The 25,624-nt window shown below is 72.9% G+C and carries 29 protein-coding genes; 17 read left to right on the top strand and 12 right to left on the bottom strand.

Features of this window, described 5'->3' with window-relative positions; genetic code table 11:
- Positions 1 to 55: 55 nt before the first annotated feature.
- Entirely contained in the window at positions 56 to 820 is a 765-nt protein-coding gene (locus CP977_RS15280; RefSeq protein ID WP_062754516.1) for an SDR family NAD(P)-dependent oxidoreductase, read from the bottom strand.
- A 136-nt stretch (positions 821 to 956) separates the two neighbouring features.
- Positions 957 to 1,694, bottom strand: coding sequence for a Mut7-C RNAse domain-containing protein (locus CP977_RS15275; RefSeq protein WP_109187264.1), 738 nt, complete (start codon positions 1,692 to 1,694; stop codon positions 957 to 959).
- Positions 1,695 to 1,813: 119 nt separating this feature from the next.
- Between CP977_RS15275 and CP977_RS15270 the strand changes: the two genes are divergently transcribed.
- Positions 1,814 to 2,263 (top strand): GNAT family N-acetyltransferase, encoded by a 450-nt coding sequence (locus CP977_RS15270; protein WP_062754520.1) that lies wholly within the window; start codon positions 1,814 to 1,816, stop codon positions 2,261 to 2,263.
- Here the strand turns inward: CP977_RS15270 and CP977_RS15265 are convergent.
- Positions 2,251 to 2,826, bottom strand: a complete 576-nt coding sequence (locus tag CP977_RS15265; protein ID WP_152370299.1) for a GNAT family N-acetyltransferase — start codon at positions 2,824 to 2,826, stop codon at positions 2,251 to 2,253. The two genes, CP977_RS15270 and CP977_RS15265, sit on opposite strands and share 13 nt — an antisense overlap.
- Positions 2,827 to 2,840: 14 nt before the next feature.
- Positions 2,841 to 3,680: a helix-turn-helix domain-containing protein gene (locus CP977_RS15260; RefSeq protein WP_062757027.1), complete on the bottom strand. Its 840-nt coding sequence runs from the start codon at positions 3,678 to 3,680 to the stop codon at positions 2,841 to 2,843.
- A gap of 84 nt (positions 3,681 to 3,764) precedes the next feature.
- Here CP977_RS15260 and CP977_RS15255 point away from each other — a divergent pair, with 84 nt between their 5' ends.
- Positions 3,765 to 4,343 (top strand): TIGR03086 family metal-binding protein, encoded by a 579-nt coding sequence (locus tag CP977_RS15255; RefSeq protein ID WP_062754525.1) that lies wholly within the window; start codon positions 3,765 to 3,767, stop codon positions 4,341 to 4,343.
- Positions 4,344 to 4,354: 11 nt separating this feature from the next.
- On the opposite strand, the gene CP977_RS15250 is transcribed toward CP977_RS15255, so the two are convergent.
- Positions 4,355 to 4,597: a hypothetical protein gene (locus tag CP977_RS15250; RefSeq protein WP_062754527.1), complete on the bottom strand. Its 243-nt coding sequence runs from the start codon at positions 4,595 to 4,597 to the stop codon at positions 4,355 to 4,357.
- 257 nt (positions 4,598 to 4,854) lie between these two features.
- Between CP977_RS15250 and CP977_RS15245 the strand changes: the two genes are divergently transcribed.
- A complete protein-coding gene (locus CP977_RS15245) occupies positions 4,855 to 5,841 on the top strand; it encodes a substrate-binding domain-containing protein (RefSeq protein WP_208420698.1) in 987 nt (328 codons plus the stop codon).
- Positions 5,842 to 5,856: 15 nt separating this feature from the next.
- On the opposite strand, the gene CP977_RS15240 is transcribed toward CP977_RS15245, so the two are convergent.
- The gene (locus CP977_RS15240; RefSeq protein WP_062754531.1) at positions 5,857 to 6,258 is read right to left on the bottom strand and encodes a MerR family transcriptional regulator; all 402 of its coding nucleotides are present in this window, start codon (positions 6,256 to 6,258) and stop codon (positions 5,857 to 5,859) included.
- 334 nt (positions 6,259 to 6,592) lie between these two features.
- Positions 6,593 to 7,201 (bottom strand): hypothetical protein, encoded by a 609-nt coding sequence (locus tag CP977_RS15235; protein WP_079131155.1) that lies wholly within the window; start codon positions 7,199 to 7,201, stop codon positions 6,593 to 6,595.
- Positions 7,202 to 7,431: 230 nt separating this feature from the next.
- Between CP977_RS15235 and hemL the strand changes: the two genes are divergently transcribed.
- The 8 genes from hemL to CP977_RS15190 all read left to right on the top strand — a co-directional run bounded on the left by hemL (position 7,432) and on the right by CP977_RS15190 (position 15,961).
- Positions 7,432 to 8,778, top strand: a complete 1,347-nt coding sequence (gene hemL, locus CP977_RS15225; protein WP_152370297.1) for a glutamate-1-semialdehyde 2,1-aminomutase — start codon at positions 7,432 to 7,434, stop codon at positions 8,776 to 8,778.
- 107 nt (positions 8,779 to 8,885) lie between these two features.
- Positions 8,886 to 9,533, top strand: a complete 648-nt coding sequence (locus CP977_RS15220; RefSeq protein ID WP_062757028.1) for a histidine phosphatase family protein — start codon at positions 8,886 to 8,888, stop codon at positions 9,531 to 9,533.
- Positions 9,534 to 9,720: 187 nt separating this feature from the next.
- Positions 9,721 to 10,989: a polysaccharide deacetylase family protein gene (locus CP977_RS15215; protein WP_062754536.1), complete on the top strand. Its 1,269-nt coding sequence runs from the start codon at positions 9,721 to 9,723 to the stop codon at positions 10,987 to 10,989.
- A 130-nt stretch (positions 10,990 to 11,119) separates the two neighbouring features.
- Positions 11,120 to 11,722 (top strand): TlpA family protein disulfide reductase, encoded by a 603-nt coding sequence (locus CP977_RS15210; RefSeq protein WP_062754538.1) that lies wholly within the window; start codon positions 11,120 to 11,122, stop codon positions 11,720 to 11,722.
- Between the two features lie 4 nt (positions 11,723 to 11,726).
- Entirely contained in the window at positions 11,727 to 12,464 is a 738-nt protein-coding gene (locus CP977_RS15205) for a cytochrome c biogenesis CcdA family protein (protein ID WP_062754540.1), read from the top strand.
- A gap of 5 nt (positions 12,465 to 12,469) precedes the next feature.
- Positions 12,470 to 14,290: a cytochrome c biogenesis protein ResB gene (resB, locus tag CP977_RS15200; RefSeq protein WP_152370296.1), complete on the top strand. Its 1,821-nt coding sequence runs from the start codon at positions 12,470 to 12,472 to the stop codon at positions 14,288 to 14,290.
- Entirely contained in the window at positions 14,287 to 15,372 is a 1,086-nt protein-coding gene (ccsB, locus tag CP977_RS15195) for a c-type cytochrome biogenesis protein CcsB (RefSeq protein WP_062754544.1), read from the top strand. The genes resB and ccsB overlap by 4 nt, the downstream gene beginning before the upstream one ends.
- Positions 15,373 to 15,421: 49 nt before the next feature.
- Positions 15,422 to 15,961 carry an SRPBCC domain-containing protein gene (locus tag CP977_RS15190; RefSeq protein WP_062754546.1) on the top strand — a complete coding sequence of 180 codons (540 nt, stop codon included), beginning with the start codon at positions 15,422 to 15,424 and terminating at the stop codon, positions 15,959 to 15,961.
- 51 nt (positions 15,962 to 16,012) lie between these two features.
- Here the strand turns inward: CP977_RS15190 and CP977_RS15185 are convergent, their stop codons facing one another.
- The 3 genes from CP977_RS15185 to CP977_RS15175 form a co-directional block, all read right to left on the bottom strand.
- Complete coding sequence (locus CP977_RS15185; protein WP_104860485.1) at positions 16,013 to 17,581, bottom strand: ABC transporter substrate-binding protein; 1,569 nt, start codon at positions 17,579 to 17,581, stop codon at positions 16,013 to 16,015.
- Between the two features lie 4 nt (positions 17,582 to 17,585).
- Positions 17,586 to 19,658 (bottom strand): hypothetical protein, encoded by a 2,073-nt coding sequence (locus CP977_RS15180; RefSeq protein ID WP_152370295.1) that lies wholly within the window; start codon positions 19,656 to 19,658, stop codon positions 17,586 to 17,588.
- A gap of 128 nt (positions 19,659 to 19,786) precedes the next feature.
- On the bottom strand, positions 19,787 to 20,053 hold the full coding sequence (locus CP977_RS15175; RefSeq protein WP_152370294.1) for a GntR family transcriptional regulator: 267 nt from the start codon (positions 20,051 to 20,053) through the stop codon (positions 19,787 to 19,789).
- 149 nt (positions 20,054 to 20,202) lie between these two features.
- On the opposite strand from CP977_RS15175, the gene CP977_RS15170 reads away from it, so the two are divergent.
- The 3 genes from CP977_RS15170 (at position 20,203) to CP977_RS15160 (ending at position 21,567) form a co-directional block, all read left to right on the top strand.
- Entirely contained in the window at positions 20,203 to 20,541 is a 339-nt protein-coding gene (locus CP977_RS15170) for a hypothetical protein (RefSeq protein ID WP_152370293.1), read from the top strand.
- Positions 20,529 to 20,888, top strand: a complete 360-nt coding sequence (locus CP977_RS15165) for a hypothetical protein (protein ID WP_208420699.1) — start codon at positions 20,529 to 20,531, stop codon at positions 20,886 to 20,888. The genes CP977_RS15170 and CP977_RS15165 overlap by 13 nt, the downstream gene beginning before the upstream one ends.
- A 184-nt stretch (positions 20,889 to 21,072) precedes the next feature.
- A complete protein-coding gene (locus CP977_RS15160) occupies positions 21,073 to 21,567 on the top strand; it encodes a hypothetical protein (protein ID WP_152370292.1) in 495 nt (164 codons plus the stop codon).
- 18 nt (positions 21,568 to 21,585) lie between these two features.
- On the opposite strand, the gene CP977_RS15155 is transcribed toward CP977_RS15160, so the two are convergent.
- Positions 21,586 to 22,218 (bottom strand): flavodoxin family protein, encoded by a 633-nt coding sequence (locus CP977_RS15155; RefSeq protein ID WP_062754559.1) that lies wholly within the window; start codon positions 22,216 to 22,218, stop codon positions 21,586 to 21,588.
- A 296-nt stretch (positions 22,219 to 22,514) separates the two neighbouring features.
- Here CP977_RS15155 and CP977_RS15150 point away from each other — a divergent pair, with 296 nt between their 5' ends.
- Positions 22,515 to 22,706, top strand: coding sequence for a hypothetical protein (locus tag CP977_RS15150; protein WP_062754561.1), 192 nt, complete (start codon positions 22,515 to 22,517; stop codon positions 22,704 to 22,706).
- 39 nt (positions 22,707 to 22,745) lie between these two features.
- On the opposite strand, the gene CP977_RS15145 is transcribed toward CP977_RS15150, so the two are convergent.
- Complete coding sequence (locus CP977_RS15145; RefSeq protein ID WP_104860486.1) at positions 22,746 to 23,132, bottom strand: PLD nuclease N-terminal domain-containing protein; 387 nt, start codon at positions 23,130 to 23,132, stop codon at positions 22,746 to 22,748.
- A 90-nt stretch (positions 23,133 to 23,222) separates the two neighbouring features.
- On the opposite strand from CP977_RS15145, the gene CP977_RS15140 reads away from it, so the two are divergent.
- Positions 23,223 to 24,680 (top strand): menaquinone biosynthesis decarboxylase, encoded by a 1,458-nt coding sequence (locus tag CP977_RS15140; protein WP_062754563.1) that lies wholly within the window; start codon positions 23,223 to 23,225, stop codon positions 24,678 to 24,680.
- Positions 24,677 to 25,579, top strand: coding sequence for a menaquinone biosynthesis prenyltransferase MqnP (gene mqnP / locus CP977_RS15135; RefSeq protein WP_062754565.1), 903 nt, complete (start codon positions 24,677 to 24,679; stop codon positions 25,577 to 25,579). Before CP977_RS15140 ends, mqnP begins: the two co-directional genes overlap by 4 nt.
- Positions 25,580 to 25,624: the final 45 nt, after the last annotated feature.

The following is a 25,624-nucleotide window of genomic DNA, read 5'->3' as shown; positions in this document are numbered from 1 at the left end:
GGCACCATCGTGCCGGGGGCCGCTCCGCCGCTGTCGTACGGGTCGCGGGGCGTCGTCACAGCTCCCGGTGGACCTTGGTGTTGGAGGCCTGGGCGCGGGGGCGGACGACCAGGAGGTCGATGTTGACGTGTGGGGGGCGGGTGCAGGCCCAGGTGATGGTTTCGGCGACGTCGTCGGCGGTGAGGGGGTCGGGGACGCCGGCGTAGACCTTGGCGGCCTTGTCGGTGTCGCCGCGGAAGCGGGTCGTGGCGAACTCGTCGGTCCTGACCATGCCGGGGGCGATCTCGATGACGCGGACGGGGGTGCCGACGATCTCCAGGCGCAGGGTCTCGGCGAGGACGCGGGCGCCGTTCTTGGCGGCGACGTAGCCGGCGCCGCCCTCGTAGGTGCCGTGGCCCGCGGTGGAGGAGAGGACGACGACCGTGCCGTCGCCGCTCGCGGTGAGGGCGGGGAGCAGGGCCTGGGTCATGTGGAGGGTGCCGAGGACGTTGACCTCGTACATGCGGCGCCAGTCGTCGGGGTCGCCGGTGGCGACGGGGTCGGCGCCGAGCGCGCCGCCCGCGTTGTTGACGAGGACGGCGAGGGTGCGGAAGGCGGTGGCGAACTCGTCGACGGCGGCGCGGTCGGTGACGTCGAGGGCGTAGGCGGTGGCCTGGTGGCCGGCGTCGTTGATCTCGGCGGCGAGGGCTTCGATGCGGTCCTTGCGGCGGGCGGTGAGGACCACGCGGTAGCCGGCGGCGGCCAGCTGCCGGGCCGTGGCGGCGCCGATTCCGCTGCTCGCGCCGGTGACGACGGCGATGGGGGTACCGGGGGCGGTCATGGCGTGCTCCTCGCGCAGGTGATCGACGGTGTAGCCCGGCCAGGATAGGTGGGGCGGCGGGCGCGGGGGCGGGGCGGTCGATCCGGCGCCGGTGAACGACCGCCGCCGGTGACCCGTGCGTCTTCCGGTCCGGTGCCTAGCGGGTCGTCGCCCCGCCGAACTCCCTCACCGCGTCCGTGACGATCGCCTCCAGGCGCGCGTGGTGGGCGCCGCGCCAGTAGACGCGTTCGCACGCGACGCACTGGGCGAACACGTCGTACGTCTTCTCCGTGCCCTGCTCCAGGCGTTCGCGCACCGCGTCCTTGTCGGCGCCGCTCAGTTCGCCGTTGCAGGCCGTGCAGCGGGTCCAGGGGGCGAGGGGCGGTGCGAAGCGTGCGAGGACGTCGCGGAGCTGTTCGTCCGGGCGGTCGCTGTAGACGTAGGCGCCCGCCCACAGTTCGCGGCGGCGCAGCAGGCCGCGGTCGCGGGAGAGCATGACGCGCCGTTCCCGTGCGGAGAGCGCGGCCAGGGCGGGGTCGCCGATGTCCTCGCTCTCGTAGGCGGCGTCCACGCCGAGCAGGCGCAGGCGGCGGGCGAGGGTGCCGAGGTGGACGTCGAGGAGGAAGCGGAGGGGTGCGCCGGGGACCTGTTGGGGGCGGGTGACGTCCTCGACCTCGACCGTCTCGCCGGCGCCCGGGACGTACGAGGCCTCGACGGGCCGTCCGTCGACCAGGAGCCGTCCGGCCTCGGTGAGGGGGACGCCCAGCGATTCCACGACGTGGCCGAGGGAGGAGGCGCCGTCGGTGGTCACGGGGGTGGGGCCGCCGCGCCGCTCCGCCGAGACGAAGAGCCGCAGGCCGGGGGCGAAACTGATCTGGATCTCCGGTCCGTTCACGGGGTCAGGATCGCATCGGGGCGGGCGGGCCGCCAGGTATTTCGGCGCTGGTGGGCGGGGGTGCCCGGCCGGTCCCGCCCCTTCGTTCCGCCCCGTGGTCCCTGCGGTACCGTCCCGGCATGAAGATCATCGATCTCGAGCCGGGCGATCCGCGTCTGGAGGGCGACCTCCTGCCGGTCCTCTCCGAGCTCCGTCCGCACCTCACCCCGGAGCTGTTCCGCGAGGTGTACGAGGGCGGGTACGGGCAGGGGCTGCGGTTCAGCGCCGCCTACGCGGACGACGGGCGCTGCGTCGGCGCGGCCGGCTGGCGGATCGTCGTCAACACCAGCTCCCTGCGCAAGCTGTACGTGGACGACCTGGTGACGGCGGCGGCGGACCGTTCGGCCGGTGTCGGGCACGCGCTGATCGCCCACCTGGAGGGGCGTGCCCGTGCGGCGGGCTGCCACGAGCTGAACCTGGACTCCGGCACCCACCGCACCGGGGCCCACCGCTTCTACCTGCGGGAGCGCTTCGACATCGTGGCGTTCCACTTCACCCGGCCGCTCGCCGGGCCGGATCAGGCCTCCTGAGCCGACGGTCCCAGGTCGAGCCGCCAGTCGTTGCAGCGCATGAGGCGGCCGGGCGGGTACTCGAAGTCCCGTTCGCCGCGCGGCTGGAAGCCGGCCTTGCGGCACACCGCGTTCGAGGCGGTGTTGTCCGAGGACGGGAAGGCGTGCAGGTGCCGGCGGCCCTCCGCCGCGTTTCCCGCGCCTGCCGCCCGGCCCTTCGCGCCCGCCGCCCGGGCCTCCGCGATCACCGCGCGCGTGGCGGCCGTCGCCACGCCCCGGCCCTGGAAGCCCGGCAGTACGGCCCAGCCGGTCTCGTACACCGGCTCGTCGTCCCAGGTCTGGGCCCAGAAGCCGATGCTGCCCACCGGGGCCTCCTCGGGGAGCAGCACGATCCGGAACATCCTGCCCGCGCCGGGGTCGGCGGCGCTCAGGTCCACGTACCGCCGGTGGCGTCGTACGAGCTGTTCCCCGGTCTCCGGGCCGCCGAGGTGGGCGGTGAGCTCCGGGGCGTTGAGGGCGCGCAGCAGGCCGGCGTCCTCCTCGGACCAGGGTTCCAGGCGTACGGGCGGGGCGGCGTTCTCCATCTCCCCACGGTAGGTCACGGCACCGACGGGCCCCGGGCGTACGCGGTCGGCGGCACCCCGATCGTCGTCGTGAAGTCCCGTACGAGGTGGGCCTGGTCGCTGTAGCCGAGTTCGGCGGCGAGGGCGGCCCAGTCCGGGGTGCCGGTCGTTCCGGCGGCCTCGGCGCGTTCCAGGGCCTCGTGGATCCGGTAGCGCAGGATCACCCACTTCGGGCCGACTCCGACGCGGTCGGCGAAGAGGCGCTGGAGGGAGCGGGCCGACAGGCCGGAGGCGGCGGCGAGTTGGGCGGCCCGGCGGATCGTGCGGTCCGAACGGGCCAGTTCCACCAGCTCCATTGCGTGGTCGGCGGCCGGGTCGGGGGCGGGGCCGCGGGCGAGGAGGAAGGCGTCGAGCGCCGCCACGCGCGCGTGGTCCTCGTCGGGGGTGAGGACGGCGGCGGGGGAGTCCGTGGCGTCGGGGAAGGCGTCGGTCAGGGGGACGCGGCGGCCCGTCCACGTCGACACCGGCCGCGCGGGCGCGAAGGGCCGGAAGCCGCCGGGGCGGAACTGGATCCCGCAGACCCGGCCCGTCCCGGTCAGCTCGTGGGTGAACAGGCCGAGCCCGATCCCGGCGACCTCGGCCGACGCGTGCCCCGTGGCCGGCGGGCCGTACCGCTGGAAGACGACGTTCACCGAGGGGTGCGGGACGACGTGGCTCGTGTACGGCTCCGGGAGGTCCCAGTCGATCAGCCAGTAGTGCTCCAGGTGGGCGCGCAGTTCCGGGGCCGGGAGGTGGCGGCGGAAGCGGACGCGGGAGAGCAGTCCGGCGGGGTCGACGATGCCCCGGGTGTCCCGGCGGGGGGCGGAGGCGGACATGTTCCGCATGCTAGGGCCTGTCCGGGGCGTCGCCTGTCGTGTTTCTTCAAGACGGGAAGGGCGGGCTTCCGTAGCGTCGGGAGCATGACGAACGAGGCCCAGCTCCGCATCGGTGACCTGCTCCGTACCGCCGCCGACGACGCCGTTCCCGTGGTCGGCGGCGTCGCCGACGCGTCGCTCGGCGCGCCCACGCCCTGTGCCGAGTACGACGTGCGCGCCCTGCTCAACCACCTCTTCTCCGTCGTCGTGAACTTCCAGGCCCTGGCCGCGAAGGGGACGGCCGACTTCTCCGAGACCCCGGACCGGGTCGCCGGGGACGGCTGGCGCGAGTCGTTCGCGGCGGAGGCCGGGAAGCTGGTCGAGGCGTGGTCGGCGCCCGGTGCCGAGGAGGGCACGACCGGGGCGATGGGGCTGCCCGCGCGGACGGTCGGCTCCATGGTGCTGCTCGATCTGACCGTGCACGCCTGGGACCTGGCCCGTGCCACCGGGCGGGCCTTCGCGCCGGACCCGGCCGTGGTGGCGGGCCTCGCCGGGGAGGTGGAGCGGATGGCCCCGATGGCCCGGCAGGCCGGTGTCTTCGGGGACGCCGTCGAGGTGCCCGGGGACGCCACCGCCTTCGAGCGGCTGCTCGCCGTGACGGGTCGCGACCCGCGCGCCCGGTAGGCCGCCCCGGGTCAGCGGGGGCGGTGCACGGGGCCGGGGGAGAGGCGGGCGGCGACCTGGCCGAAGGCGTGCTCCTCGGCGGGGGTCAGCGGGACCGACTCCTGCGGGTGCCAGACGCGCTCCAGCGGGACGCCCGCCCGGGCGCGGCGGGCGCGGGCGCGCAGGCCGAGGGCGAGGCACGTCGCCGTCGAGACGGCGAGCAGGCCGGCGAGCGTGAGCGCACGGGGGTCGGAGAACCGGCCGGGCAGGGGCATGGCGCACTCCAGGGCGTGAGGGCCGTCCGTACGCGTGCGCTCCGGCGGGTGGTGGCGCGCCCGTGCGGCGGCGGGGCGGTTGCTACGGCTTCCTCTGCTTCCTTCCGACGTGTTCAGTCAACACCTCCCGGGGGCCTTTCGGCAGGGGGAGGCGGGGCCGGGGCGCGGGCACGGGGGCGCACGCCCTCTTGTGCGGATCGGACAACCGTTCCAAGGTGGCGGAACAGGGAGATTCCGGCCGGGGAGGGAGCAGCCGCATGTCCGGAACGCAGGCATGGGGATTCACGGACGACAGGGGTACGCAGCTGGGGGCGGCCCGGGTGCCGAGGCGGGTGGTCGCGTACGTACGGGCCGGGGCCGCCCTGTACGACCTGGGGGTGATACCGGTCGCGGTGTACGGCTCCGGGCACGACGGCGACGCGTACGACCCGGCGAAGGCGGGGGTCCTGGAGGCGGTCGGGGTGCCGTACCTCGGGCCGGGGCGGGCCCTGGACGAGGCGGTGCTGCGGGAGCTGCGGCCGGACGTCGTGGTGGACGTGACGTACGACGGGAAGAGCCCGTACGCGCTGGACGCGGCGCTGGTCGAGCGGCTCGGGGTGCCGCTCGTGGCCCTCTCGGTCGGCAACGAGCTCGACCTGCCGGCCGTCCTCGACCGGTTCGCGGCGCTGGCGGCCGGCCTGAGGATCGACGGCCGGGAGGGGGCGGGGCCGGAGGGCGTGGGGGCGGAGGCTACGGAGCCGGGGGCGGCGGACCCGGCGGCCCCCGTTCCCGTGGTCGTCGGTTCGGACGCCGTCGGGCCCGAGATCGTGACCCCCGTGACCGCGAGTCCGGCGACCGGGCCCGGTCAGGGCGCCGCCCTCGCGGAGTTCGAGGCCGCCGAGGCCGCGCTGCGGGAGGCGGCGGCCCGGAGCGGCCTCGGGGTGCTCGCGCTCTCCGGGGCCGGGCCCGAGCAGGTGCACCTGGCGCGTCCGCACGCCTGGCCCGAGCTGGCGTGGCTCGCCGGGCTCGGCGTCCGGCTGCTCGACCCGGGCCCCGGGCCCGGCGCCAACTGGCTCACCGCCGACTGGGTCCGGGCCGCCGCGCTCCGCCCCGACCTGGTCCTCTTCGACAACCGGGAGCACGCCACGCCCCCGTACGCCCTCCCGGGCGGGGTCCGGCTGGCTCCCTGGAACCCGGAGACCCCGCCCAGCCCCGCCGCGTACGCCCGCTTCTTCCGCGATCTCGCGGAGGCGCTGGCGCCCTGACGGGGAGGGCCGGGTTCAGGCCGGGGTCGCCGTGAGGCGGGCGCGGAGGGAGTCGGCGAACTCCTCCGCGCGGGCGAGCTGCGCCCGCAGTTCGGCGACGCGCTCGGCGGCGGCCTGCTCGTAGCGGCGGACGCGGGACACGAGCGCGGCCCGCTCGTCCGGGTCGAGCTCCGTGTCCGTGCCCGGGCGGTCGGCGGCCAGCCGGTCCACGGCCGTGAGGAGTTCGCGGGTCTCGTCCAGGGTGAAGCCGAGCGGCTTCATCCGGCGGACCACCATGAGCCGGGACACGTCCTCGTCGGTGTAGAGGGGGAAGCCGCCGGGGGAGGCGGCCGACGGGACGACCAGGCCGCTGTCCTCGTACTGCCGGATGGTGCGCAGGGGCAGTTCGGTCCGTGCGGCGACCTCGCCGATCTGCATGGGCCGGCCGGCCGTTCGTACTCCGCTCACGCGTCAGTCCTTCCCAGGGCGTACGACTTTCGGGCATTCCATAGCATTCGTCCTAATTTCAGCACTTATGGAAGCCGGAAGTGCGGAGAAACGCCTGCTCGTAGGCCGTCCGCCCCGGAGAAGGGCGGGAGGAAGCCGGAAGGAGAGCGGGGAGAAGGGGGCGCGTGGGTCGGGGCCCCGGCCGGAGGCCCCGTCGTGCCGGCGCGTCACCGCGTCACCGCGTCAGCGGGTCACCGCGTCCTCGCGGCCACATCGGGAAGTCTCACGGCCGCACCGGGAAGTCTCGCGGTCACACCGGCAAGTCTTACGGCCACACCAGGCAGTACGGCTGGTGTCCCGCCTCGTGCAGGCGGACCGAGAAGTCCTGCCATTCGTGGAGCAGCTGGTAGACGTCGAAGGCGTCGCGCGGGCCGCCGCGGTCCGGGACCGTGGACCAGATGAAGGCGGCGGCGCCGACCGACTCCTCGCCTATCCCGCGCAGCGGGTCGACGACGGTCATCGGCAGCTTCACCACCGCGTAGTCGGGGTGCAGGACCACCAGCTCCAGCGGGGGCACCTTGTGCAGGGGCATGCCCTGGATGCCGGTGAGGACCATGGCCGCTATGGTCTCCGGCTTGATCTTGGTGAACATGCCGCCCATGCCGAGCTCGTCGCCGCCGAGCTCCTCGGGACGCATCGAGATCGGCACGCGGGCCGCCGTGGCGCCGTCGGGCGCGCCGAAGTACTTGTACGTCACCCCCAACCGGCCCCTCCCGCCCCCGGCGTCCCGCTCGTCCCGGGCGTCCGGAGGGCCCTGTCTTCCCGGAGCGTCCGGGATCGGGTCGTCGGTCCGCCGGCGCCGGTGCCTTCCCCGCCGGGCAGACTCCGGACCCAGGTCGTCCGTCCCCTCGCCCGGTCCGCCACCGCGATGCATATCTCCACCCGACTGCTTCTTCTCGGCAACACGACCCCGCCGCGCAACCCGATCATCGTGACAGTGACCTCCCCCGCGCTCGTACGGTGAAACACCCGTCCGCGAGAACGCCGTGGCCTCTGACACCATGGATTCCGTGAGCCATCCCTATGACGCCCCAGTTTCGCAGACGCGGAGGGTCTACGCCCCGGCGTAACGCACAGGAGGCCCACGCCGTCCCTCCGTCCCCGATGTCGTCACCCACGTCGTTCTCGCAGGTCAGGATCACAGTGCCGTATTCATACGAAGCCCCAGTCTCACAGACGCTTTTCGACCGCGCTTCCCTCGTGACGCCCGGCGGCGTGAATTCACCGGTGCGTGCCTTCCGGGCCGTGGGCGGAACGCCCCGGTTCATGGTGTCCGGTTCCGGTCCGTACCTCACCGACGCGGACGGGCGGGAGTACGTCGACCTGGTCTGCTCGTGGGGACCGATGATCCTCGGCCACGCGCACCCGGAGGTCACCGCCGCCGTGCAGGCCGCGGTGGCGCGCGGCACCTCGTTCGGCACCCCCGGTGAGGGCGAGGTGGCGCTCGGGGAGGAGATCGTCGCGCGCGTGGAGCCGGTCGAGCAGGTGCGCCTGGTCTCCTCGGGCACCGAGGCGACGATGTCCGCGATCCGGCTCGCCCGCGGGTTCACCGGGCGCGCGAAGGTCGTCAAGTTCGCGGGCTGCTACCACGGCCACGTGGACGCGCTGCTCGCCGCGGCCGGCTCCGGTCTCGCCACCTTCGCGCTGCCGGACACGCCCGGCGTGACCGGCGCGCAGGCCGGCGACACGATCGTGCTGCCGTACAACGACCTGGAGGCGGTGCGGGCCGCGTTCGCCGCGCACCCGGGCGAGATCGCCTGCGTGATCACCGAGGCCTCGCCGGGCAACATGGGCGTCGTCCCGCCGGCCGAGGGCTTCAACCAGGGCCTGGCGGACCTGTGCCGGGAGAACGGCGCGCTGTACGTCTCGGACGAGGTGATGACCGGGTTCCGCACCTCGAAGGCCGGCTGGTACGGCGTCGACGGCGTGAAGCCGGACCTGCTGACCTTCGGCAAGGTCATGGGCGGCGGCTTCCCGGCGGCGGCCTTCGGCGGCCGGGCCGACGTGATGGGGCACCTGGCCCCGGCGGGCCCGGTCTACCAGGCGGGCACGCTCTCCGGGAACCCGGTCGCGACGGCCGCCGGGCTCGCGCAGCTGCGGCTGCTCGACGACGCGGCGTACGCGACGGTGGACGCGGTCTCGAAGGAGATCCGCGGCCTGGTCACGGAGGCGCTGTCCAAGGAGGGCGTGGCGCACCGGCTGCAGACCGCCTCCAACATGTTCTCGGTGTTCTTCACCGCCGACGAGGTGCGGAACTACGACGACGCGAAGAAGCAGGAGGCCTTCCGCTTCAACGCCTTCTTCCACTCGATGCTGGCCGACGGGGTGTATCTGCCGCCGTCCGCGTTCGAGTCCTGGTTCGTGTCGACGGCGCACGACGAGCGGGCGGTCGAGCGGATCGCCGCCGCCCTGCCGGCCGCCGCCCGCGCCGCCGCGGAGGCGACGGCATGAGCGACGTGAACAGCGTGGACGCCGTGGACGACGCCGTGAAGGGCGTGGACGACGCCGTGAACGCCGAGAAGCCCGTGGGCGACGACGACATCACCGTCGTCCACCTGATGCGCCACGGCGAGGTGCACAATCCCGACGGCGTCCTCTACGGGCGCCGCGCCGGCTACCACCTCTCCGAGCTGGGGCGCCGGATGGCGGACCGGGTCGCGGAGCACCTGGCCGACCGGGACGTCACCCACGTCGTCGCCTCCCCGCTGGAGCGGGCGCAGGAGACGGCGGAGCCGATCGCCAAGTCCCACGGCCTGGACCTGGCCAGTGACCCGCGTCTCATCGAGGCGGCGAACGTCTTCGAGGGCAAGACCTTCGGCGTCGGGGACGGGGCGCTGCGCAGGCCGGCGAACTGGAAGCACCTGACCAACCCGTTCCAGCCGTCCTGGGGCGAGCCGTACGTCGAGCAGGTCGTGCGGATGATGGGCGCGCTCGACGCGGCGAAGGACGCGGCGCGGGGTCACGAGGCGGTCTGCGTCAGTCACCAGCTGCCGATCTGGATCGTCCGCAGCTTCGTGGAGAAGCGGCGGCTGTGGCACGACCCGCGGCGGCGGCAGTGCACGCTGGCGTCGCTGACCTCGTTCACGTACCGGGGCGACAGGATCGTCTCGGTGGGGTACAGCGAGCCGGCCCGGGACCTGGTCCCGGCGCACCTGCTCGCGGGCGCGAAGCCGGTCAAGGGGAAGTCGAAGGCCTTCGGGGCGTAACTCCGGCCCGAAGGCGGGCCCCGGCCTTGACGGACCGGGGTGAAGGGCGTTCGGATGATGTTCATGTCATCCGAACGCCCTTAAATTTTTGTTCTATTTAACGGGAACCCCCGTGTTCCTCCCCGCATCTCACTGTTTGTCGGTTTGGATGACATTCAGTTCATACGTCAGCGCGAATGGGGACGACATGCGCGAGATCAGCGGGATCACTCGAAGGGGGCTCCTCGGGGCGGGCGTCGGAGCGGCGGCGGCGATGGGCCTCGCCGCGTGCAGCACCTCGGACCAGGACAAGACGGGTCGCCCCGGACCCGAGAAGCCCGGCAGGGGCGGTGACGCCACGGGCGGCCCGGGCACCGCCACCCCGACCGGTCGGCCCGTGCGGCTCATCGGCGACGGCTCCACCGCCGACACCGGCAAGCAGCCCCGCCAGCCCGACGCCCCCGTCCCCCTCGAACCCGGCCAGACCCCGCCCCAGTTCGTGGTCTTCTCCTGGGACGGCGCCGGCGAGGTCGGCAACGGTCTCTTCCCCCGCTTCCTCGAACTGGCCAGGAACCACGACGCGGCGATGACCTTCTTCCTCTCCGGGATCTACCTCCTCCCCGAGTCGAAGAAGAACCTCTACCGCCCGCCGAACAACCGCGTCGGCGCCTCCGACATCGGCTACCTCAGCGACGACCACATCAAGGACACCCTGAAGTACGTCCGGCAGGCCTGGCTCGACGGGCACGAGATCGGCACCCACTTCAACGGGCACTTCTGCGGCGGCTCCGGCTCCGTCGGCAACTGGACCCCGGCCCAGTGGCAGAGCGAGATCGACCAGGCCGTGAAGTTCGTCACCGAGTGGAAGACCAACAGCGGCTGGACCGAGATCGACCCGCTGCCCTTCGACTACTCCAAGGAGCTCGTCGGCGGCCGCACCCCCTGCCTCCTCGGCCAGGACAACCTGCTGCCCACCGCCAAGCGGCTCGGCTGGCGCTACGACGCCAGCTCGCCCGGCGGCCTCCAGACCTGGCCCGTCAAGCGCCAGGGGATCTGGGACCTCCCGCTCCAGGGCGTGCCCTTCCCCGGGCACTCCTTCGAAGTCCTCTCCATGGACTACAACATGCTGGCCAACCAGTCGAAGAACACCACCAAGGGCATGCCCTCGCGCTACCCGGGCTGGCGCAAGCAGGCGACCGAGGCGTACCTCGCCGGCTTCACGCGCGCGTACGAGACGAATCGCGCGCCCTTCTTCGTCGGCAACCACTTCGAGCAGTGGAACGGCGGCATCTACATGGACGCCGTCGAGGAGTCGCTCAAGGGGATGGCGGGGAAGAAGGACGTCCGGCTCGTCTCCTTCCGGCAGTTCGTGGACTGGCTCGACGTCCAGGACCCGAAGATCCTCACGAAGCTGCGCGGCCTGGGCGTCGGACAGAAGCCCGCCGGCGGCTGGAACGCCTTCCTCAAGGCCGCCTGATCATCTCCGAGTCCCGGGGCCGCTTGATCGTTCCCGTGGGCCCGCTCGCTTAGGCATCCTTGACAAGGTGCTTTACGGGCACGTAGGGGGGTGCCCAAGATCCCCCAAACGCCCATGCGAAACTTTTCACATGAGCCTCAGCCGCGCCCCTCGACGCACCCTGTTCGCCGTCGGAGTGCTGACCGCCGCCCTCGCGCTCTCGGCCTGCAGCGACGGTGACGGCGGCACGTCCGGCGGTGGCGGCACCAACTTCGTGACCAACAAGGGCGGCATCTCCACCGCCCCCAAGGGCCAGCGCGCGACCCCGGGCGAGCTCGCCGGCGAGACCCTCGAAGGCGAGCGGCTCGACGTCGCCGACCTCAAGGGCAAGGTCGTCGTCCTCAACGCCTGGGGCTCCTGGTGCGGCCCCTGCCGCGCCGAGGCACCCCACTTCGCGAAGGTCGCCGCCGACCTCAAGGGCAAGGGCGTCGAGTTCGTCGGCCTCAACACCCGCGACGCCAACAAGCAGCAGGCGCTCACCTTCGAAGAGGACTACAAGGTCCCCTACCCGAGCCTCTACGACCCCGCCGGCAAGCTGATCCTCTTCGGCTTCCCCAAGGGCACCCTCAGCCTCCAGGGCATCCCCTCCACCGTCGTCCTCGACAAGGAGGGGAAGATCGCCGCCCGCGCGCTCCTGGCCCTCGACGAGAAGAAGCTCCGCTCGATGATCGACCCGCTGCTCGAGGAGAAGTGAGCCGGTGAACGAGACGGTCACCAGCGGAGCCCTGCTGCTCGCCCTGCCCCTCGCGGTCCTCGGCGGGCTCGTCTCCTTCTTCTCGCCGTGCGTCCTGCCGCTCGTCCCCGGCTACCTCAGCTACGTGACCGGCGTCACCGGCACCGACCTCGCCGAGAGCCGCCGCGGCCGGATGACCGCCGGCGCCGTCCTCTTCGTCCTCGGCTTCACCGCCGTGTTCGTCTCCGGCGGCGCCCTCTTCGGCTACTTCGGCTCCACGCTCCAGGAGTACCGCTCCACGCTCACCACGGTCCTCGGCGTGCTCATGGTCCTCATGGGCGTCTTCTTCCTCGGCCTGATGCCCTGGCTCACCCAGCGCGAGTTCCGCTTCCACAGGAAGCCCGCCGCCGGACTGATCGGCGCCCCGGTCCTCGGCGCGCTCTTCGGCATCGGCTGGACCCCGTGCATCGGCCCGACCCTCGCCTCCGTCAACGCGCTCGCCCTGGAGCAGGCCAGCGCCGGACGCGGCGCGATACTCGCCTTCGCGTACTGCCTCGGCCTCGGCGTACCGTTCGTACTCGCCGCCATCGCCTTCCGCAAGGCGCTCGGCGCGTTCGACTGGGTCAAGAGGCACTACGTCTGGGTCATGCGGATCGGCGGCGGCATGATGATCGTCACCGGGGTCCTGCTCCTCACGGGGGCGTGGGACAGCATGGTCGCCACGATGCAGGGCTGGTCCGACGGTTACACGGTGGGGATCTGAGTTCCATGAGCAAGACCGACACGACGGAGAGCACCGCCGCCGACGAGGCGTCCGGCGCCGCGCTGTCGACCGCCCCCCGGGAGGACCGCGAGGACACCGCCGTCGGCGGCCCCACCCTCGGGTTCACCGGCTGGCTCCGCTGGTTCTGGCGGCAGCTGACCTCCATGCGGATCGCGCTGCTGCTCCTGCTGCTGCTCTCCCTCGGCGCCGTCCCCGGCTCCCTCGTCCCGCAGACCAGCGCGGACGAGATGAAGGTCCAGGACTTCAAGGCCGCCCACCCCACCCTCACGCCGATCTACGAGAAGCTGCAGTTCTTCGACGTCTACGGCTCGGTGTGGTTCTCCGCGATCTACCTCCTGCTGTTCGTCTCCCTCATCGGCTGCATCGTCCCGCGCACCTGGCAGTTCGTCGGCCAGCTCCGGGGCCGGCCGCCGGGCGCCCCCCGCCACCTCGACCGGCTCCCCGCGTACACCACCTGGCGCACCTCGGCCGGGCCCGAGGAGGCCCGGGAGGCCGCGCTCGCCCTCCTGAAGAAGCGCCGCTTCCGCGCCCACCGGGTCGGGGACGCGGTCGCCGCCGAGAAGGGCTACCTGCGCGAGGTCGGGAACCTGTCCTTCCACATCGCCCTGATCGTGATGCTCGTCGCCTTCGCCTGGGGCGTCCTCTTCAAGTCCGAGGGCGGCAAGCTGATCACCGAGGGCGACGGCTTCTCCAACACCCTCACCCAGTACGACGACTTCAAGTCCGGGTCCTGGTTCGGCACCGACGACCTGGAGCCGTTCAGCTTCAAGCTGGACTCCTTCGAGGGCACGTACGAGAAGAGCGGCCCGCAGCGCGGCACCCCCCGCACCTTCGAGGCGGCCGTCACCTACACGCGGGGCGGCGCGGACAGGAAGACGGTCATCCGGGTCAACGAGCCGCTGAAGATCGGCGACTCCAAGGTCTACCTGATCGCCCACGGCTACGCGCCCGTCGTCACCGTCAGGGACGGACGCGGCAAGGCCGTCTTCCACGGCGCCGTGCCGCTGCTCCCGATCGACAACAACATCACGTCGACCGGCGCGATCAAGGTCATGGACGGCTACCGCGACAAGAACGGCAAGAAGGAGCAGCTGGGCTTCAGCGCCCTCTTCGTGCCGACCTTCGCGGGAGCCGGCCAGGGCACGATGTTCTCGCAGTTCCCCGCGCTCGACTTCCCCGTCCTCGCCCTCACCGGCTACCACGGCGACCTGCGCGTGGACTCCGGACTGCCGCAGAACGTGTACCAGCTGGACACGTCCAAGATGACCCAGTTCAAGATCGACACGGGGACCGGCGTCGCCCAGCGGATGCGGCCCGGCGAGACGATGACCCTCCCGGACGGCGCCGGCTCGATCACCTTCGAGAAGGAGATCAAGGAGTGGGCGAGCTTCCAGATCTCGCAGCAGTCGGGCAACGGCCTCGCCCTCGCGGGCGCGCTCGCCGCCATCGCGGGCCTGTCCGGCTCGCTCTTCATCCAGCGGCGCCGGGTCTGGGTCCGGGCCGTGCGGGGCGAGGACGGCACCACCGTCGTCGAGATGGCCGGCCTCGGCCGCAGCGAGTCCGCGAAGCTCCCCGAGGAGCTGGCCGACCTGGCGGTCGCGCTCACGGCCCAGGCCCCGCCCGCCGCGGAGACCCCGCGGGCCGACCCTGAGTCCGTACGGGACACCACGAAGTCCGCACCGGACACCGCCGCACCGGACACCACGGACGCCGTACGGGACACCACGAAGTCCGCACCGGACACCACGCACCCGGCGGACGCACCCGCGGAAGACCCCGCCCCTTCTGGAGAGGCTGACAAGTGATCCTCGCCGCCACGACCGACGAGAGCCTGGCGCGGATGAGCGACGTGCTCATCTACTCCTCGATGGCCGTCTACACCCTGGCCTTCTTCGCCCACATCGCCGAGTGGGTCCTCGGCAGCCGCAGCAAGGTCGGCCGCACCGCCGCCGCCCTCACGGCGGGGGCCGGGGCCGCCCAGGCCCCCGCCGTGACCGTGCGGGTCAAGCAGGGCGGCTCCACCGCCGTGCTCGACAAGCCGAAGGTCGTCACCCGGACCGCGGCCGGCGCCCGCGACGTGCCGGACGGCCCCGGCGCGGCCGGCGGCACGGTCAAGGGCGACCTGTACGGCCGGATCGCCGTCTCGCTCACCGTCCTCGCCTTCCTGGTCGAGGCGTCGGGCGTGGTCACCCGGGCGCTCTCCGTGCAGCGGGCCCCCTGGGGCAACATGTACGAGTTCTCCACCACCTTCTCCACGGTGGCGGTCGGCACGTACCTGGGCTTCCTGTTCGCCAAGAAGAACGTGCGCTGGATCGGCCTGCCGCTGGTCACCACCGTCCTGCTTGACCTGGGCGTGGCCACCACCTGGCTGAAGACGCCCAGCGACCAGCTGGTGCCCGCGCTCGACTCGTACTGGCTGTGGATCCACGTCTCCACCGCGATCTTCTGCGGCGCGGTCTTCTACCTCGGCGCGGTCGCCACCCTGCTGTACCTCTTCCGCGACTCGTACGAGAACAAGCTCGCGAACGGCGGGAACCCCGGCGCCTTCGCCCGCTCGGTCCTGGAGCGGCTGCCCGCCGCGGCCTCGCTCGACAAGTTCTCCTACCGGGTGAACGCGGCGATCTTCCCGCTGTGGACCTTCACGATCATCGCGGGCGCGATCTGGGCCGGCGACGCGTGGGGCCGCTACTGGGGCTGGGACGCCAAGGAGGTCTGGTCCTTCATCACGTGGGTCGGGTACGCCGCGTACCTGCACGCGCGCGCGACGGCCGGCTGGAAGGGCCGGAAGGCCGCGTACATCGCGCTCGTCGCCTTCGCCTGTTTCCTCTTCAACTACTACGGCGTGAACATCTTCGTGAGCAGCAAGCACTCCTACGCCGGAGTCTGACCCCCGGCCCGCACTGGCACCCCTTCCGCCCCTGGGTGACGCTGGAACCATGAGCGAGATACCCCGGGGCAGGAGCGAGACCCACGACGGCGACACGCACCTGCTGCGCTTCACCGTCGAGCTGCCGCACCCGCCGTCCGAGGTCTGGACGGCGGTCACCACCCCCGAGGGCCTGGCGCGCTGGCTGTGCGCGGCGGACCCGCTGGAGCCCCGGCTCGGCGGCCGGGTCGTCCTCCACCGGCTGACCAGCGGCGACACCGAGGACCCGGGGCGGGTGACCGCCTGGGACCCCGGGAGCGTGGCCGAGTACACGGTCGATCCGACGCACGGCCGGATCCGGTTCCACCTGGAACCGGGCCCGGGAGCCGGCGCCGACGGATCGACCGTGCTGCGTTTCACCAACGAGCTGCGGGGCCCGCCCGAGCACCGCCTCGACCGGCTCGCCGCCTGGCACGACCACTTCGAATGGCTCGCCCGCGCCCTGGACGGGCACCCCGCCGACTGGCGGGAGCGGACGACCGAGCGCTGGCTGCACCTGCGGGAGCTGTACGAGCGGGACGAGGCGCCCTGGCCGAAGTGGGAGCCTTAGGGCCTGTCCGGCGGGTCAGGGTCGGACAGGCCCTAGCCCCTTCCCGTACGGTCAGCCCCGCTTCGGCGGCAGGCAGGGAGCCACCGGCGGGTGTCCCTCCGGCCAGGCGATCTGGACGAAGCGCTGGGAGCCGTTCGGGGCCAGTTCCACGATCGGGACCGCCTTGTTGTACGGGTTGCCGTAGTTGTCCAGGCAGATCCAGCCGCTCGCCCCCTCCACCCGCAGCGAGCCCTTGACCTGCGGCCACTGGGTGGCCACGTCGGCCGCCGCCGGGTGGCGGGCCCCCTGCGGGGTGGCCTGGCGGATCGCGTGGACGGCCGTCGCCATCGCGTCGTACGCGACGATCGCCTGCCCGTCCGCGAGCGGCGGCGGTTCCTTCGCGTCCCGCGTGACGTCCTTCAGGAAGGTCTCGTACGCCTTGGGGGAGCCGCCCGTGGCCGGGACCTCCCGCCCCTCCGCCGGCACCCAGGCGTCCGGGTGGGCGAGCGCCGCGTAGCGCACGGTCAGCTTCGACCGCAGGGCCCTCCGGTCGAGCTTCGCGTCCGCGCCCAGGTAGGAGCCCTCGTCCCCGGTGAGGACGGTGAAGGACCGGTGGGTGCAGCCGCGCGCCCCGAGCGCGTTGATGAACTGGCGCAGCTGGGTGTGGCGGCCCGCGAAGAAGATGGTGTCGACGCGGGTGTCGCAGATCAGGAGGGTGATGTTGCGGAAGGTGTTGGCGGTGGTGCCCTCCTCGTTGGGGTCGGGGGGCGAGGTGAACAGCTCGGGGGCGTGCGGGGTGCCCTTGAGGGTGGCGGCGAAGGCGGCCTTCAGGGTGTCCGTGTAGTGGTCGCCGCTGCGGGTGTCCTGGACGAGGAGCGCCTTGGTGGCGTCCACCTTCTTCCCGAAGTTGGCGAGGGCCTTCGCCTCGTCGCCGTTGGTGGGCGAGACGCGGGCGAGGCCGGGGTAGCGGTCGTTCCCGGGGGCGTTGGCGATGTCGTCGGCGGTGATGGTGGTGCCGACGACGGCGATCCCGGCCCCGGTGAGCGCGGTCACCGCCTCCCGGACCTCGGTGGAGGAGGTGGCGACGCCGGAGACGGCCCGGAGGCGGTCGGCGGAGTCCTTCATGGCGATGAGCCGGTCGACGGTGGTGCGCCAGTGGGCGTTGCCCTTGCCGGTGTTGGCGAGGACGACCCGGATCTTGGGCAGCTCCTCGTTGGACTCGTGGTTGGCCCGGTACTGGTAGGCGTGGGCGCCCCGCAGCTCGTTCAGCATCTTGATCCGCATGCCGCCGTCGGTGGAGGTCAGCGGCAGGAGCAGGGCGACGGTGACGTGGTCGTCGGGCTTGAGCGAGGCGTTCTCGGCGCCGATGGCGCGGGCGATGTCGCCCAGCTCGCCGACCCCGAAGTCGTGCCCGTCGCCGTTGACCCCGATGCACTCCGTGCTGCCGGCGGGGCGCTCGACGCCCGCCGCGCAGGAACGGTCCTCCGGGGTGGTGAGGCGGACGACGCCGTACCCGCCGAGGCCCAGGACGACGGCGGCCGTGACGAGGGAGGCGACGAGCTTCTGGCGGGGGGTGCGGACGCGGCGGCGGAGCCGGTCGAGCGGGCGGGCGGCCGAGGGGTCGGTCACGCGGTCGGGCATGGCGTCAGACTCCGTCCTCGCGGCCCGGCGGCAGCGAGGGCTCCCGCCAGGCGCGGATGTCGCGCGGCCAGTGGGTGGCAGCGTCCCAGAGCGAACCGCTGTCCGACAGATGGCGGCCGGAGAGCCGGCGCAGCTCGTACGCGAGCCGGTCGGCGACCTCCTCGTCGGGCAGTGCGAGCGGATCGGTGAGCAGCCATACGGCGTGCAGCAGGCGCCGCAGGGCGAGGTGCAGTTCGGTGCCGTCGGCGTCGAGCCCGTCGGGCAGCTCGTCCGGCGGGGCCTGGCCGAGGGCGACGGCCCGGCGCGGATCGGGCCCGGTCGCGCCGCGCTCGCGCGGGTACGGCGCGGAGGCGACGAACCGCAGCCGCCCGAGCCAGCCGAGGACGTCCGGCTCGGGGAAGGTGGCCCGCAGATGGGTGACGGCGTCCTCGGTGAGCCCGAGCGCGAGGTCGTGGTGGAGCCGGTACGGGCCGGGCTCGGGCCCGTAGTGCCGGCGCAGGGTCTCGTGGACGGCGTGCCAGGCGGCGTAGCGCGGGTGGTCGCCGTCCTCGAAGCGCAGCCGGTGCAGGAGCAGGGCGCGCAGCAGCGGGTCGGCGACGAAGTGCCGGGAGCCGGGCGCGGACGCGGCCCAGTCCTCGGCGCGCAGCCGGTCGCGGACGCGCAGCGCCACGTCCCCGTCGCGGGACTCGGAGGGGAGCCGGGCGTGGGCGAGGACCCGGGCGGAATCCTCGTCGTGGGCGGCGGCGAGCACGGCGTACGGGCCGGGCCGGGGCACCGGCAGCAGCTCGGCGAGCAGGGCGGGCGCGACGGGCACCGGCGGGGAGTCCTCGCGCAGCTCCACCGTCAGGTCGAGCAGCCGGCCGGGGGTGAGCTCCGGCTTCAGGCCGGCGGGGGCCTCCCCGGCGGCCCGGCCGAGGAGCGCCACGCCCAGGGGGCGGCCGCCGGTCAGCCGGTGGACGGCGCGGGGGAGTTCGGCGGGGGTGCGGCCCGCTGGGTCGTGGCGGTCGAAGGCGCCGCGGGTCTGGGCGGGGGAGAGCGGGGTCAGCTCGACGACGAGGATGCCGGAGCCGACGCTCTCCCCGCGCGGGCAGGGCGCCCGGTGCGCGGTCTCGGGCAGGCGTAGCCGGGTGGCCTGGCGCAGCGCCTCGTGGTCGCGGACCCGGGAGGCGGCGAGGACGACGAGCCGGTCCCGGCGCCCCTCGGCGGAGCGGGCGCGCAGAATCGGTTCGGCCAGCTGCCGGCCGAGCGGTTCGTGGGCGTTGTCGAGGAGGAGCAGGGGCCGGCCGATGCGGGTGCCGCGCCGGAGCCCGGTGTAGGCGTGGTGCAGGTCCTCGGTGAGCGCCCCGACGAGAAACGCTTCGGCCTCCTGGCGCCTCCGACCTCCCTGCTCGAAGTCGTTGGCGAGCTGCTGGAGCCCGGCCTTCCCCCGCCCCCCGGCGTTCCGGTATCCGCCGTACCACCCCTCGGCGGACCGCTGCATCCGCCCGAACACCTCCTCCAGGACGGTCTCCACGGTCGCCTCGGCGAGCACCCCGGCGAGCGGGGCGGCGGTCTCCGCGAAGGTGGCGGCGAGCTTGGCGAGGACCTTGCCGACCCAGTGGGCGGCGGCGCCCCGGGTCGGATCGACGGTCGCGAGGAGCGGCCCGAGCCGCTGGAGGTCGCGCCGGGCCCGCTCGTCGTCCTCCCGGGACCAGCCGATCGCGGCGACGGCCACGAGCCCGAGCGAGAGCCGCGGGAACCGCACGGGCCGGGCCCCGAGCACCCTGGGCGAGAACTGCACGGCCAGCTCGGCGAGCGCGCCGGTGAGCGGGGTCCAGCCGGGCCCGTGGTCGGCGGGCGGCTCGACGTGGGCGCAGTCGAGCAGCGCGAGCGGGGTGTACCCCCGGTACCGGTTCCGCACCTCTTTGAGCAGCGCGGTCTTCCCGGTCCCGCGCCCCCCGGTGAAGACGGTGACCGGCGGATCGTCCCCGTGCTCGTACGCCACCCGCGCGCCCCCGTGCCGGGTCAGCCCGCAGAGCCGCGCGACCAACCCGCCGTCGTCCAGGACCGCTTCACGGCCGTACAGCTCTCTGTCCAAGCCCCGCCACCCCCGTAACAGTCAACTCAAGGATATCGACGGTGTGTTGGGAAAGGGGTCGGCTTTTCGAGTCTGTTGTGGGGGTGTTGCGGGTCTGTGGCGGGAGGGGGGGGTTCAGGGGCGGGGTCTCACTCCTCCGGCAGCGGGTCGGCGACGAAGGTCCCCTTGCCGTGGACGGTCAGGATCAGGCCGCGTTCGCGCAGGACCCGGGCGGCGCGGCGGACCGCCAGGTAGGCCACCCCGTACTCCTCGGCGAGGTCGCGCTCGGCGGGCAGGCGGGCGCCCGGCGCCAGCTCTCCGGCCGCGACACGGGCGGCGATGTGGTCGGCCACGGCGACGTAGACCAACTGGGGACCCTGCGGGTCGAACTCGGGAATCTGGCTGCGGTCGGTCACCCGACCAACGTAAGCACCGACAACCTGTGCGAACCACTAGTAAGCTATACAGAGCTATACATGCCTCCTAGGGTGGGTGACGTGAAGACCCCGGCGAGGTGGCAAGACCTCCCGGGGCATGGCCACCAACTGCTCAAGGAGTTGATGACGTGCGGAACCCTATCGCGCGCGTACTGGGCCGGGTCTGGATTCCGGTCCTCCTCTGGCTGCTGATGCTGACGCTTCCACCCACCGGCAGGCACCGCCCGGCCCGGACGGCCCACCGCCGCCCGGCCTCGCCGCCCCGCCACCGGGCCCCCGCCCCGCGCTCCCCGTACGCCAGGGAACAGACGATGCCCCTGGACGGCGCCCGCTCGCCCCTCACCCGCCCCTACCTGGTGACGGCCACGTCACGCGCGGCGCAACGCAGGCGCCGGAGGGCGTTGTGGCTGGCGACGGTCGGGGTGGACGTCGACCACCGGAACATCCACGCGGGATGCGCCAGGTGAGCCGCTGCGGGGCACGGCGTTCCGTGCACGCCGTCGCGGAGGCGGTGCGCCCGGTGTGGGCCGGCTCGGTCTGCGTCCTCGGCCCGGGCCACGACGGTCCGCACCGCGACCGCGCGGGCGACGGCTGGTGGGTGACGCCCGAGCTCGCGGACGCGGTGAGCGTGTCCCTGCTGACCCACGTCCTCGCATCCGGCCCCGAACCGGAGTACCGCTCACCGCGCTGCATCGTCGGCCGCCACGCCCACTGCCGGGACCACGTCCCACGCGAGAGCGACGTCCCCGGGGTCCGGTACCTGGTGTGCGGGTGTCCTTGCCATCCGGGGGCTCCGGGCCTGCCCGACGACTGACCGCAAGGCGCCGGCCCGGCCGACGGCGGTCGGACCGGCGCGCCTTCCGCCGTACAACTCCCTTTCTGTAAAAGCCCATTCGCGTTCCCTCGGGATTGCTCCGATCCCGTTCCGGAGGGTGCGACGCGGCGGTACGCTCGGAACGCCCCGCGGTCGCGCGGGGGCGGGGTGGAGGATCACGGGGGTGGACGAGTTGCCGCTGGACCATCGCTACACCCTCGCCGTCGGGTGCCGGGTCGGCGTGGAGAGCAGGGCGGGCACGATGACGGTGCACTGGAGCGTCGCCACGCTGTCGTCACCGGAGATGCGCCGACCGCCGGAGAAGGAGGCGCCGGTCGCCTTCGAGTGCCCGCGCTGCGGGAAGCCCTTCGTGGCCCTCGTGGAAAGCACGGCCAAGGCCCGGCGCAAGAGACTGGTCCACCTGGCGGTCGGCCTGCTGCTGTTGCTCTCGCTGCTCGTCACGCTTCCCATGGCCTTTCACCTCGGAGGCCAGGTCCGGGAGGAGAACGACCCCTCGATGAACCCCATGGTCGTCCTGGTGCCCCTCGTCGCCGTGGCGCTCGTCGCGGGGCCGACCTTCTTCATGACCGGCCGCCGCTACGAGGGCGTCAAGAAGCACCGACTGGTCCTGCCCGACGGCAAGCGGACGAGGCTGGTCCAGGGCCACCGCTTCAACTGACCGGCCGGGGCCCGTCCCTCACACCGCCACCCGCTCCTCGTACGGGAACCGCGCCAGCGGTGCCTCGGTGTGGAAGAAGGTCCTCGCGCGGAGCAGGGCCTCCTCGTCGGCGCGGACGCGGCCCGCGCGGGAGCCCGTGCCCGTCAGGACGCCGCCGAAGCGCATGCGGAGGTAGGCCGCCGAGTGGTGCAGGGAGGTGACCAGGCCCTCGGCGACGACGTGTTCGTCGTGGGCCAGGGCCGTCACGCCCCACAGCGTGCCGCCCGCCATGCGCTCCTTGAAGTCCGAGCCGGGGACGTTCAGCCAGCCCGACCAGTGGTCCAGGTAGCGCTTGGCCTGGGCGGAGAGGCTGTACCAGTACAGGGGCGAGACGATCACCACGTCCGTGGCCTCCACCGTCGCCTCCAGGAGCAGCTTCTCCGTCCCGTGCGTCGGCGGGCCCGTCTCCTCGTGCCGCCCGTCCCGGAAGTCCGGCAGCGGCAGCTCGTTCAGGTCCACCCAGCGCTGCGGGACGCCCGCCGGCAGGTGCGCCGCCGCCTCCCGGGCCAGGATCTCCGAGTTGCCGTCCGGGCGGGAGCTGCCCAGGACGAAGAGGAACGAGCGGTTCGAGAAGTCCGGGGAACCCGGGGCGTGCGGGGTGTCCAGGGGCATGGCTGGGGCTCCGTCTCGTCGGGGGTTCTCCGGTGTCCGGTGCCAACTCCGGCTTCCGCGCGGGTATTCCGGCGCCCGCGGCCCGGTCCCGTCCGTCGCCCGGCCCCGCCCGTCCCCCCGCCCCGGCCCCGCCCGCCCCCCGTCACCCCGCCCCGGTCCCGTCCCCCGTCGCTGCCGCCGATCGGCTGAGGATCCGAGGCCCTACCGGCCCGGTGCGCGAGTGGCCGGGGGCGGAGGGCCTAGCTTGCGGAGTGCCGCGCTTCCGCGGAACTTCCCCCCGAACCGAGAGGTCCTCCATGCGTTCCCTGCTGACCGCCTTCGCCGTCGGTGCCCTCGTCCTCGGCGGTGCCGGTGCCGCCAGCGCCGACGTGCACGTCGCCTACGAGGCGGAGCCCTCGTACACGATCGTCTTCGGCGACTGGCTCCAGTTCGCGGGCGGCGACGTCTTCAACGCCGGCCACGAGAACACCGTCGGTTCCGACAACTGAGACCGGGGCGGGGGCCTCCTCAAGAGGCCCCCGGGTCCGTCAGGCCTCGTTCTCCTCGCCCCGCTCGCGCCGCTTCAGCTCCTCCTCGCGGCGCCGCAGGTCCGCCTCCCAGTCCTTGAGGAGGTCGTCGTCGTCCTCGGCCTTCGCGCCGGGGCCGTCGTCCTTGAGGGACTTCAGGAACTCCGGGTTGTCGTCGGGGGCCACCCAGCCGCCCGCGCCCCGGCCGCCGCCGGCCCGGCCCCTCGGCCCGCGCTCCTTGCCCGCGACGATCCAGCCGATCGCGCCGACGATCGAGAACAGCAGGATCACGATCGCCCACACCGGCTTCGGGAGGTGCTTGACCTCCTCCTCCGGGGTGTTCAGGCAGTCGATGAAGGCGTAGATCATCAGCGCCAGCGGCAGGATGAACAGCAGCGCCCTGAGCATGTGGGACAGCCCCCTGGAAGCGGTGGCGGGGGCGCGCTTGGGCGGCCCCGGTGACAGGTCCAGGGTAGCCGGTGACCGATACTTGCCCCTATGGCTTACGACGATCTCCGCTCGCTGCTCAGGGCCCTCGAGCGTGATGGCGACCTCAAGCGCATCAAGGCCGAAGTCGACCCGTACCTGGAGGTCGGGGAGATCGTCGACCGCGTGAACAAGGCGGGAGGCCCCGCGCTCCTCTTCGAGAACGTCAAGGGTTCCTCGATGCCGCTGGCGATGAACGTCTTCGGGACGGACCGCCGGCTGCTCAAGGCGCTCGGCCTGAAGTCGTACGGCGAGATCAGCGAGAAGATCGGCGGGCTCCTCAAGCCGGAGCTGCCGCAGGGCTTCGTCGGGGTCCGCGAGGCCTTCGGCAAGCTCGGTTCGATGGTCCACGTGCCGCCGAAGAAGGTGAAGTCCGGCGACGCGCCCGTGCAGGAGGTCGTCCTCACCGGCGACGACGTCGACCTCGACAAGCTGCCCGCGCTCTTCACCTGGCCGAAGGACGGCGGCTCCTTCTTCAACCTGGGGCTCACGCACACCAAGCACCCCGAGACCGGCGTCCGGAACCTCGGCCTCTACCGGCTCCAGCGGCACGACAAGCGCACCATCGGCATGCACTGGCAGATCCACAAGGACAGCCGGAACCACTACGCGGTGGCGGCCGAGCGCGGCGAGCGGCTGCCGGTCGCGATCGCCTTCGGCTGCCCGCCGGCCGTGACGTACGCCTCGACGGCCCCACTGCCCGGCGACATCGACGAGTACCTCTTCGCCGGCTTCGTGCAGGGCAAGCGGATCGAGATGGTCGACTGCAAGACCGTCCCGCTCCAGGTCCCGGCGCAGGCCGAGGTCGTCATCGAGGGCTGGCTGGAGCCGGGCGAGATGCTGCCGGAGGGCCCCTTCGGCGACCACACCGGCTTCTACACCCCGCAGGAGCCCTTCCCCGCGCTGAAGATCGACTGCGTGACGATGCGGAAGCGCCCGCTGCTCCAGTCGATCGTGGTCGGCCGGCCGCCGACCGAGGACGGGCCGCTCGGCCGGGCGACGGAACGCTTCTTCCTGCCCCTGCTCAAGATCATCGTGCCGGACATCGTGGACTACCACCTGCCGGAGTCCGGCGGCTTCCACAACTGCGCGATCATCTCGATCGACAAGAAGTACCCGAAGCACGCGCAGAAGGTCATGCACGCCATCTGGGGCGCGCACATGATGTCGCTGACCAAGCTGATCGTCGTGGTCGACAAGGACTGCGACGTCCACGACCTGCACGAGGTCGCCTGGCGGGCCCTCGGGAACACCGACTACGCCCGCGACCTCACCGTGGTGGAGGGCCCGGTCGACCACCTCGACCACGCCTCCTACCAGCAGTTCTGGGGCGGCAAGGCGGGCATCGACGCCACGAAGAAGCTTCCCGAGGAGGGCTACACCCGGGACGGCGGCTGGCCGGACATGGTCGAGTCCGACCCGGCGACGGCCGCCTTGGTCGACCGGCGGTGGAAGGAGTACGGGCTGTGACCACCGCCGCCGTGCCCGGCGCGCAGCCGGGGCGTACGAAGGCCTTCCTGCGGCTCGTCATGATCGAGCACTCGGTCTTCGCGCTGCCCTTCGCCTACATCGCCTCGCTCACCGCGATGTTCCAGACGGACGAGCGGATCCACTGGTGGACGCTGCTGCTCGTCACCGTCTGCATGGTGGGACTGCGGACCTTCGCCATGGCCTGCAACCGGATCATCGACCGCGAGATCGACGCGCGCAATCCGCGCACCGCCAACCGGGAGCTGGTCACCGGGGCCGTGTCCGTGCGGTCCGCGTGGACCGGGGCCGGGATCGCCCTCGTGGTGTTCCTGGGGGCCGCCGCCCTGCTCAACCCGCTCTGCCTGGCGCTCGCGCCGCTCGCCGTCGTACCGATGGTGGTCTACCCGTACGGGAAGAGGTTCACGAACTTCCCGCACGCGATCCTGGGGCTCGCCCAGGCCATAGGGCCGATCGGGGCCTGGCTGGCGGTGACCGGGGAGTGGTCCTGGGACGCGGTGATCCTGGGGCTCGCGGTGGGCGTGTGGATCGGCGGCTTCGACCTGATCTTCGCCTGCCAGGACGTGCAGGCGGACCGGGCGCACGGCGTGATGTCGGTCCCGGCCCGCTTCGGGATCCCGGCCGCCCTGTGGGGCGCGCGGGGCTCGGCGGTCGTGACGACCGGACTGCTCGTCTGGTACGCGCTCGCCACCGGCGCCGGGGCCTTCTTCTGGATCGGCCTGGCGGTCGTCGTGGTGGCGTTCTGCTACGAGCACACGATCGTGAAGCCGCACGACCTGTCCCGGCTGAACCGCGCGTTCTTCACGACGAACGGCTTCATCGGGATCTCGTTGTTCGTCTGCGCGCTCCTCGACCTGCTGGTCCGCGGGCTCACCCCGTAGCCCCGACGTCCCGGACCCGTCCCGCACCGCCCCGGATCGTCCCGG

This window comes from Streptomyces cinereoruber (genome assembly GCF_009299385.1).
Taxonomy (GTDB): Bacteria; Actinomycetota; Actinomycetes; order Streptomycetales; family Streptomycetaceae; genus Streptomyces; species Streptomyces bikiniensis.
Note: the sequence above shows the minus strand (reverse complement) of the source record. Positions and strands in the feature narration are given on the sequence as shown.

What these genes read in the sequence shown, in the direction of transcription:
- CP977_RS15220 (WP_062757028.1), top strand. Translation starts at nt 8,886, where the DNA reads ATGCGCCACGGCGAGGTGCACAATCCCGACGGCGTCCTCTACGGGCGC.
- CP977_RS15215 (WP_062754536.1), top strand. Translation starts at nt 9,721, where the DNA reads ATGCGCGAGATCAGCGGGATCACTCGAAGGGGGCTCCTCGGGGCGGGC.
- CP977_RS15255 (WP_062754525.1), top strand. Translation starts at nt 3,765, where the DNA reads ATGACGAACGAGGCCCAGCTCCGCATCGGTGACCTGCTCCGTACCGCC.
- CP977_RS15240 (WP_062754531.1), bottom strand. Translation starts at nt 6,258, where the DNA reads ATGCAGATCGGCGAGGTCGCCGCACGGACCGAACTGCCCCTGCGCACC.
- CP977_RS15210 (WP_062754538.1), top strand. Translation starts at nt 11,120, where the DNA reads ATGAGCCTCAGCCGCGCCCCTCGACGCACCCTGTTCGCCGTCGGAGTG.
- CP977_RS15150 (WP_062754561.1), top strand. Translation starts at nt 22,515, where the DNA reads ATGCGTTCCCTGCTGACCGCCTTCGCCGTCGGTGCCCTCGTCCTCGGC.
- hemL (WP_152370297.1), top strand. Translation starts at nt 7,432, where the DNA reads ATGTCGTCACCCACGTCGTTCTCGCAGGTCAGGATCACAGTGCCGTAT.
- CP977_RS15190 (WP_062754546.1), top strand. Translation starts at nt 15,422, where the DNA reads ATGAGCGAGATACCCCGGGGCAGGAGCGAGACCCACGACGGCGACACG.
- resB (WP_152370296.1), top strand. Translation starts at nt 12,470, where the DNA reads ATGAGCAAGACCGACACGACGGAGAGCACCGCCGCCGACGAGGCGTCC.
- CP977_RS15140 (WP_062754563.1), top strand. Translation starts at nt 23,223, where the DNA reads ATGGCTTACGACGATCTCCGCTCGCTGCTCAGGGCCCTCGAGCGTGAT.
- CP977_RS15265 (WP_152370299.1), bottom strand. Translation starts at nt 2,826, where the DNA reads ATGGAGAACGCCGCCCCGCCCGTACGCCTGGAACCCTGGTCCGAGGAG.
- CP977_RS15155 (WP_062754559.1), bottom strand. Translation starts at nt 22,218, where the DNA reads ATGCCCCTGGACACCCCGCACGCCCCGGGTTCCCCGGACTTCTCGAAC.
- CP977_RS15145 (WP_104860486.1), bottom strand. Translation starts at nt 23,132, where the DNA reads ATGCTCAGGGCGCTGCTGTTCATCCTGCCGCTGGCGCTGATGATCTAC.
- CP977_RS15165 (WP_208420699.1), top strand. Translation starts at nt 20,529, where the DNA reads ATGCGCCAGGTGAGCCGCTGCGGGGCACGGCGTTCCGTGCACGCCGTC.
- CP977_RS15270 (WP_062754520.1), top strand. Translation starts at nt 1,814, where the DNA reads ATGAAGATCATCGATCTCGAGCCGGGCGATCCGCGTCTGGAGGGCGAC.
- CP977_RS15185 (WP_104860485.1), bottom strand. Translation starts at nt 17,581, where the DNA reads ATGCCCGACCGCGTGACCGACCCCTCGGCCGCCCGCCCGCTCGACCGG.
- CP977_RS15235 (WP_079131155.1), bottom strand. Translation starts at nt 7,201, where the DNA reads ATGCATCGCGGTGGCGGACCGGGCGAGGGGACGGACGACCTGGGTCCG.
- CP977_RS15280 (WP_062754516.1), bottom strand. Translation starts at nt 820, where the DNA reads ATGACCGCCCCCGGTACCCCCATCGCCGTCGTCACCGGCGCGAGCAGC.
- CP977_RS15260 (WP_062757027.1), bottom strand. Translation starts at nt 3,680, where the DNA reads ATGTCCGCCTCCGCCCCCCGCCGGGACACCCGGGGCATCGTCGACCCC.
- CP977_RS15250 (WP_062754527.1), bottom strand. Translation starts at nt 4,597, where the DNA reads ATGCCCCTGCCCGGCCGGTTCTCCGACCCCCGTGCGCTCACGCTCGCC.
- CP977_RS15245 (WP_208420698.1), top strand. Translation starts at nt 4,855, where the DNA reads ATGTCCGGAACGCAGGCATGGGGATTCACGGACGACAGGGGTACGCAG.